The sequence below is a fragment of the Chloroflexus sp. genome, assembly GCF_034434295.1.
In the GTDB taxonomy this organism is placed as follows: domain Bacteria; phylum Chloroflexota; class Chloroflexia; order Chloroflexales; family Chloroflexaceae; genus Chloroflexus.
In genome coordinates, this window is the sequence record NZ_DAOTZQ010000100.1 from 24,360 (window position 1) to 31,853 (window position 7,494).

Consider the following 7,494-nt stretch of genomic DNA (forward strand, 5'->3'; position numbering starts at 1 on the left):
TATGCAACTCTATCCGTACCAGCAGCGGGTGAAGGATATCATTCTTGCTGGAGAGAATGTTGTGCTTCAGGCGCCAACCGGAGCCGGCAAGACGCGGGCGGCGTTGGCGCCGTTTATTGAGGGATTTTTTGATCGGCCAGACACTACGCCTCGCAAATGTCTCTATGTCACGCCAATGCGGGTGCTGGCGAATCAGTTTTATGCTGAATACCGCGAGCTTGCCGCACGCTATCAGCGTCTGCACGGACGCCAGCTCGATGTGCGTATTCAAACCGGTGAGCAGCCGGAAGATCGTCGCTTTGAAGGCGATCTGATCTTCTGTACGGTGGATCAGTTTCTTAGTAGTTATCTGATGATGCCGTACAGTTTGCCGTACCGACTGGCAAATGTGAATGCAGGTGCCCTTGCCGGTGCGTATCTGGTTTTTGATGAGTTCCATTTGTTTGATCCTGATGCAGCATTACCTACAATCCTCCACGTCCTGCGGCAGCTTCATGGCCTGGCCCCGTTTATGCTGATGACGGCGACGTTTAGTAGTACGATGTTGCAATCACTGGCGACGTTGTTGCAGCCGGCACAGGTGGTTACGCTGTCGGCGGCAGAGATTGCAGCGATTAACACCCGTGGTGGTCAACCGGCCCGGCAGCGGGTGTGGCAGGTGGCCGATCAGCCGTTGCAGGCCGCAGCAGTGCTTGCCCATCATCAGCACGCTTCGCTGGTGATTTGCAACACAGTCCGGCGTGCGCGTGAGGTCTATGCTGAACTGAAACAGCAGGCGCCGCCGGAAACTGAGGTCCTTCTCCTCCACAGTCAGTTTTTACCCCATGACCGTCGTCAGATCGAGGCGAAGCTGCGGAGCCGGCTTGGTGTGTCCGCCCAGCGCCAGCATGCCAATCTGATCGTTGTGGCCACACAGGTCGTTGAAGTAGGGGTTGATATTTCGGTAGAGGTGCTGCATACCGAACTGGCGCCCCCGGCCAGCCTCATTCAGCGTGCCGGACGTTGTGCACGCTATCCCGGTGATACCGGCACAGTTATCGTGTATCCGGTTGAAACATACGTCCCTTATGCGTTCAAACCAGACGAGACTCTCAAGCACGAGATGGATGCGACTTTGGCATGGGTGAAGGAACGACAGGGCGCAGTGTTTGACTTCGACCACGAACAGGAGCTGGTCAATGCCGTGAGTGCCGCTCGCGACCAAAACATTATCGCAGGTATTCAGGCTAACCGTCACAATCGGCGTGCGTCTATTCAGGGTTGTCTTGAGGGACAGCGTGCGGGGGCGTCACGCCTGCTGGTGCGCGATGTCGATAGCCGCCTGGTACTGATCCATCCCGATCCCGATCAGCTTCTGGCTTCGCCCTACGATGCGGTTGGTCTGAATATCCCGCTCTATTCGTTGCGGAGTATGGGAAAAGATTGGTTGCAGCGTCCAACTGATGCTCCCTGGCGCGTGCGCCGGCTCGATGAAAGTGATGCCGGCGATCAGGCAGAGAGTAATCGCCCGCTGTACCGTTGGGTTGACGTTCACGATAGCAAGGAACTGGCGCAAAGTGCGATTATTGTTGTTCACCCGGCATTAGCCGGCTACTCGGCGCACGAAGGCTTTTCACCGGAAACCGGTAATCTGCCATTCATCTCGACGTTGCCGCCAACCAGGCCATTGATCGACCGTCCTCGCTCAAGCCTGTACGTTGAGACCTATGCAGAGCATATCCAGCGCGTGCTTGACGCATTTCAGGAACTGGCCATCCCGGAACTCCGCTTCGCTGCATCTGCACTTGAATGTGCTGCCGGGTGGTCGCCTGGCAGTGTGCTGCGCGCTGCGTGGCTGGCATGCCTGTTCCACGATGTAGGCAAACTGTCTCAGGGCTGGCAGCAGTGGGCGCATGCCTATCAGCAAGCCATTGGTCAGCCGGTTGCCCAAACGGTTGCTCTGGCCCATACCACGTTTGATTTCCAAAATCCCACCCATCGCCAGGCCGAACAACAGGTATCACGTAGTACGCCTCGACCACGCCATGCTGCGGAAGGCGCACTGGCAGTTGCGCAGGTGGTGGCCGGTGCGTTCAACAGATCCAGCGAAAAGGAATTGGTACAGGCAATACTGACTGCGATTGCTCGTCATCATGCCCCCTTCGTTCAGGATTGTCAGGCATTTTCGTTGGTGCCAGAGGCAGGCAATCTGATTCAGAATACGCTACAATTCCTGCCAGCAGCACTCAATCTCAACGCCTTACGGATGAATCTCAACGCCTTACGGATGAATAGTCATCATCACCAGCAATTTGCCGATTTGCTGATCAAGCCAACCCACCGCTACGGTTGGATTGCCTACACATTACTGGCTCGTGCCTTACGACGGGCCGATCAGCGGGGTACGGAGATGGGTGCTGGTTAAACGCTTCCCTGAGCAGTGGAGTAGCTATGAATGCGTCAATCTATCGCAGTGAGTATTACATTGAAAAGCGCACCGGTACTTTTGCCGATAACCTGGTTGCGTTTGGCCTGGCTTACGTTCTCGATGGGATTGCCGACAGCCGGGCACGGGTAACGATTGCAGACCACGGATCACATTTTGCAGTTATCTGTGACCCACCCTTGCGCGAAGATTGGGTCAAAAACTGCCAGTTTTTTACCGGTGCTTTTCTTTTAGTCACTGTTGATCGAAAAACACAACAAAAGTTGATCAAAGGCACACGCCTTGCCCTTAACAATGTAGCGGCAATGGTGGGTGTGGTTGAAGATTACGAACAGGCCAAAGCCGACAACGAAACCTACTGGACGTGGCGTAAAAGTGTTGGTGGGCAGCAACCGCAGCTTCAGCCGCCGGTTGAACCGCATCCCGACTGGGAACTCTTTCGGGCAATCAACCCGGCTGCATTGCAGGCTGCCAATAGTGCTGCCGCAGAGTGGTTTCAAGGACGGGTTGCGTTTCCAGCTTTGCTGGAGACAGTGCTGATCTATGCCAGTACGTTGCCCAATGATCAGGAAGGTGCCGAACAGCATTGGGCTGCGGTTTGCAGGCTGCATGGGCTGCACCATACAAAGCAGCTCAGTGCTTCACAGGTGATCAATCCTACCCAGGGCAAAGGTACGGCCAACGGTAAGGCGATCTTCGCCAAACCGGGGAATCTGAGCAATTTCTGGCTCACCGAATACCTGAAATGGGTTGGGTTGCGGTGGGCAGGATTTACCCGTCTGATCAGGGATAGCAAAGATCGCAAGATTTATGTGTTAGCGCCCAACCGGCTGGACTGGCATGATCATCGCGGTATCCGCGAGAAATTTCGCCGTTTGATGGTCGGCTCAGGTGGCGCGATCCAGCTCGATGTGCTGGCTGCACTGCGTTATACCAGAGCAGTATTGGATTATGCCGCAGTTACGCAGAGTGAGAGCCTCCTGATCCAGATTTTTGGCAGTCATCAAGGTGTGAACAGGCTGGTCTATGGCCTCGATAGTGCCTATTACAAGAACCTCGGTCAGTCGGCGGCAGTCCTGAATATTGCCCGCATTGGCTTGCCGGCCTGGGTGCAGCCGCGTGTTCGGCAGGATATTCAGCTCTATCAGAACATGATCGATGAGCATATACGCATCGTTCGTAATCTCGACGAGAAGCGCGGTCAGGACTATGAATTGCTCCGTCTCTACCGCGATTTTCTCTCGACCAACGAATTGACGGCGCTGCTGGCATTTACCGATGCCTACTCTGGCTTTGTGATCCAGCGCGACAAACTCGCGCCTCAGTTTACCGTTCATCATCTGGAGGTTATTATGAGTTCGATTGCGCCACCCCTTAGCAAGATTACCCAATCACGCGGCTTTCGCAACCTGGCCTATGCCATTCGGATGGCGACTGTTGAGGCTCATCGGCGCAACCTGAAGCGAAATCAAGGCAGCTACGATGTGTCGTATGAAGTTCGCTACGGGCTTGGTCAGGAATTGCTGCGCAAATCCGCGTATCCCAACGAGTTTATTACTGCCCTGAGCGAGTTTATTCACGATTACAATGCCGAAAATGCCCGAATGCGCGAGCGGCTCGAACGTCAGGGGCATTCCCAGCCGCGCGGGGCGCGTAGTGATGTCTCGATCAAGGATATCGATGAATTGCTGGCTCTGATGGATGAATATCGCGATCCACAGATGATTGCCAGCCTGCTGGTGGCGTATGGCTATGCCAGTACCTTCCAGCGTGATGAAACCTATACCCCCGATAGCGACGCTGAAGAGGTGACAGATTCGGTCAGTAGTGATGGTGATGATGCTTCGCCTGAAGAAGAGTAGTCGTGCATATTTACGAATGGAGACATGTCTATGAAGCCAGTGTTTAGCCTGTCAATTGCTGCTCGCGCCGTCCTGAATCTGCACTCGTTGAATAACGAAGGTGGCGAAGGGAATCAGATTCAAACGCGCATGGTCAATGTCTTCGCCGATGGTCGCCTGCACAGCGTGAATGCGATCAGTGGCGATATGTTCAAGCACATTCAGTCTGAACATTTGCACCGTCTGGCTGTGCAGGCAGACTTGCCTCTCTCGATGGGTGCACGGCTGTTTAATGCCAATCGGATCAACTATGATCTCGACCTCGATAAAGAGTTCTTCGATCAGTTGCAGGCGCCCAAAAGCAATGCGGCTGAACTTGATCTTATTCTCCAGCGTTGTGCAGTGACCGACATGGCCGGCGTGCTGATTACCGCAGGGAATCGGTCGTTGCCGCGCAAAAGTGTGGTTGAGTTTGGGTGGGTAGTAGGAGTACCGGGCAGTGTGAAGACCGACTCCTACTTCCATGTCAAGTTCGAGAGTGAGCGCGGTGGGGGGAGTGCCGGAGTTGACGAGTCTGGTTCGATTGCCGGCAAACAGACACCGTTCCATCGTCCGGCATCGTCGGGTGTGTATGCGATTGTTGTGCAGGTGGAAGCGGCGCGGATTGGCTTTAACGATATTTCCCAACGCTATGCAGTGGATGCCGTGCAGCGGCGGAAGCGTCTCCGTGCCCTGCTGGAAAGCATTCTTTACACCTTCATCGAACCTGCCGGAGCGATGCGCACGGCCCAAAATCCGCATATCCTTGATGTGAGTGGGGTGATGACGGTTAGCTCGAATGTCATCCCGGCCCCCTGCATCTCGCCACTGAAAGACGATTTTGTAACTGATGTCCAGCGGGTTGCCGAGAGTCTGAATCAGCTTCACTCTGATGCGATTAAGCTGTTTTCGTTTGACTCACTCGGTGCCTTTGCCGAACAGATGAGCCAACTTATCCGGGAGGCTGAACCGTTTACCTTGCCGGTGGTGAATGGAGCATAATTATGTGGTTGATTGCTAAGTACGAGGCAGTCTCACTCTTCTCGCTGCGTCCCAGTTTCACAACGGCATCCGGCGGGAAGACATTGCTGGCACCGACCCCATTTGCGATAAAGATGGCTATTTTTGATGCGTTGTGTCGTGCTCAGTCGCTGGAAGTAGCCCGCTCTCATTGGCCGGCTATCGCCCGCCTGGAGGTGGCGTTGCGTCCCGCCGAACAGGCTGTCGTCTCAAATGTCTTTCAACGGGTACTTGATTACAGAGACGGGGTTTTCCGGAGCATTATAAGATATCGCGAGTATGTTCATCTGTTTGGCGACTTCGCGATTGGTCTGGGCTGGGAAGGTTCAGATCAACGCGATTGGCTGCGTGATGCGCTGCTCCATATTACCTACCTCGGTAAGAGGGGTGGATTTGTCCAGGTTCTGAATGTACCGGCATACACTGAAGTCTTGCCTGTGGAGTTTGTCTCACTGACCCGACCAGAGACAAATTTTCCGCTTGATGGGACGATGCAAGTGGTAGACGATTGCGCCCCCAATCTGAGCTTTGAGAAGATCGATGTCTACAACCCGGCCAAAAAGCTGAGCAAGGGTGATCGTACAGAGCGGCACGTTGTACTGCCATATCGGCTGAAACGATCTTCTAAGTCGTTCTCGTGGTATGAGCGGTATAATGTGTCGGTATCTTGATCTTGGGTAGCGATATTCAGGCTGGGGCAGGTTCTAAACCCGCCTCAGCCTTCACCTGCCAGTGCATCGAGCACAGCCGCCAGCTCTGCCGGACGTGGTGGAGTGAAAACAACCGATAACGGTGCCGCCCAGTTCCAGCGGATGATGCCATCAGCATCGATCACGAATACACCTGGCAAGGGCACTCCCATCGCCGATCCCATACCGTAGCGGTAAAATACCTCCCATTCGGGATCACTCAAAATGGGATACGGCGCACGCAATACCTCGGCGACGTAGCTGGTCATTTCGAGATCGGTGCTACTTACCACCAGCAGGTGCGCATTGCGCTGGACGAAGAGATCATAGTGCTCCCGCAACGCATCCAGTTGCGGCGCGCAGTGCGGTCAGAAGAAGCGATCACTGACAATACGGGTGAGATTGAGGACAACGGGTCGACCACGCAGCGCACTCAGCGTAATCGTTCGACCGTATTCAACCCGATCTTCCGGTGGCCCACTGAGGAATTGGGCATAGGGAAGTGTAAAATCGGGCGCCTCGCTACCAACTGCGGGCACATTGGCCGGCCCTCGCGGCTTGATAAACTCCTGCCGCCACTTTGCGGTCATGGGAATGAATGGACGCGACATACGACCTCCATCGGGGTTTGTAGTGCTCTTTTTGTAGTATACCTTGATACTTCAGAAAGCGGAAGCGTTGTCTATGGGTATACGGAAGTTATGCTTTCGCACGGTGTGCCGACTCGAATTGGGCATAAGTGCAGCAGGATGGCCCGGATGTTCCACTTCTGCCACCCGATCTTGCTATCCATCAAGTTTCCGCACAGAATCCCTCTTGCAATTTCAAAAAAGTGTGTTACACTGAACAAGTCAATCAACGTCGTGTGCTGCGAGACCGGCATCAGAGAACGCTCAGGCTCAGGTCAATCGGCAACGCTTCAGCGCTCGAAGCAGGTACGTTGTCGATTACCGGAGCGACTGGTCGATGGGTTTCCATCGGCAGCGGTAGTACGAGAGTTCTGTGATAGCCGGTTTTGATATGCCACGCAGGTGTGTCAAACCAAGTCTCTGTGGAGTGTGTACAATGTTGGTGAAACTGTTCGTCGGGAATTTGCCGTGGAATGTGGGCGATGCTGAGTTGGGTTCGATCTTCGAGCCGCATGGTGACGTGCAAAGCGCACGAGTGATCAATGATCGCGACACCGGTCGTTCGCGTGGTTTTGGCTTTGTCGAGATCGAAACAAATAACGTCGCTGCTGTCATCCGCGCAACCGACGGTCTTGAAGTTGGTGGTCGCAATTTGCGGGTGAATGAAGCCGAAGACAAACCACGCAATGCCCCGCGTGGTGGCTTTGGTCGCCGCTATTAAAGCGTCATCCCTCATACTGTGATCTGGCCGGCAATCAATGGTGATTGCCGGCTTTGTGTTTTGCCGGTGGCTTGCGGTGAAGTGATTTTGATCGCACACGATGCACTTCGGTAGGGGCGACGCGTGCGTC

Annotated in this window: 6 protein-coding genes; 5 read left to right on the top strand and 1 reads right to left on the bottom strand. The window is 54.5% G+C overall.

Going from position 1 to position 7,494, the window contains the following annotated elements; translation table 11 throughout:
* The first annotated feature begins 1 nt into the window (after position 1).
* From cas3 to VAE57_RS14130, 4 genes are read left to right on the top strand one after another with little or no spacing between them, the layout of a single operon-like run.
* A complete protein-coding gene (cas3, locus tag VAE57_RS14115; protein ID WP_322822509.1) occupies positions 2–2,404 on the top strand; it encodes a CRISPR-associated helicase Cas3' in 2,403 nt (800 codons plus the stop codon).
* Between the two features lie 26 nt (positions 2,405–2,430).
* Positions 2,431–4,287 (top strand): hypothetical protein, encoded by a 1,857-nt coding sequence (locus VAE57_RS14120; protein ID WP_322822510.1) that lies wholly within the window; start codon positions 2,431–2,433, stop codon positions 4,285–4,287.
* A gap of 30 nt (positions 4,288–4,317) precedes the next feature.
* Complete coding sequence (locus tag VAE57_RS14125; RefSeq protein ID WP_322822511.1) at positions 4,318–5,307, top strand: DevR family CRISPR-associated autoregulator; 990 nt, start codon at positions 4,318–4,320, stop codon at positions 5,305–5,307.
* Positions 5,308–5,309: 2 nt separating this feature from the next.
* Positions 5,310–5,996 carry a hypothetical protein gene (locus VAE57_RS14130; RefSeq protein WP_322822512.1) on the top strand — a complete coding sequence of 229 codons (687 nt, stop codon included), beginning with the start codon at positions 5,310–5,312 and terminating at the stop codon, positions 5,994–5,996.
* Between the two features lie 44 nt (positions 5,997–6,040).
* On the opposite strand, the gene VAE57_RS14135 is transcribed toward VAE57_RS14130, so the two are convergent.
* Positions 6,041–6,625, bottom strand: a complete 585-nt coding sequence (locus tag VAE57_RS14135) for a peroxiredoxin family protein (RefSeq protein WP_322822513.1) — start codon at positions 6,623–6,625, stop codon at positions 6,041–6,043.
* A gap of 454 nt (positions 6,626–7,079) precedes the next feature.
* Here VAE57_RS14135 and VAE57_RS14140 point away from each other — a divergent pair, with 454 nt between their 5' ends.
* Positions 7,080–7,364 carry an RNA-binding protein gene (locus VAE57_RS14140; protein WP_322815800.1) on the top strand — a complete coding sequence of 95 codons (285 nt, stop codon included), beginning with the start codon at positions 7,080–7,082 and terminating at the stop codon, positions 7,362–7,364.
* Positions 7,365–7,494 lie beyond the last annotated feature (130 nt).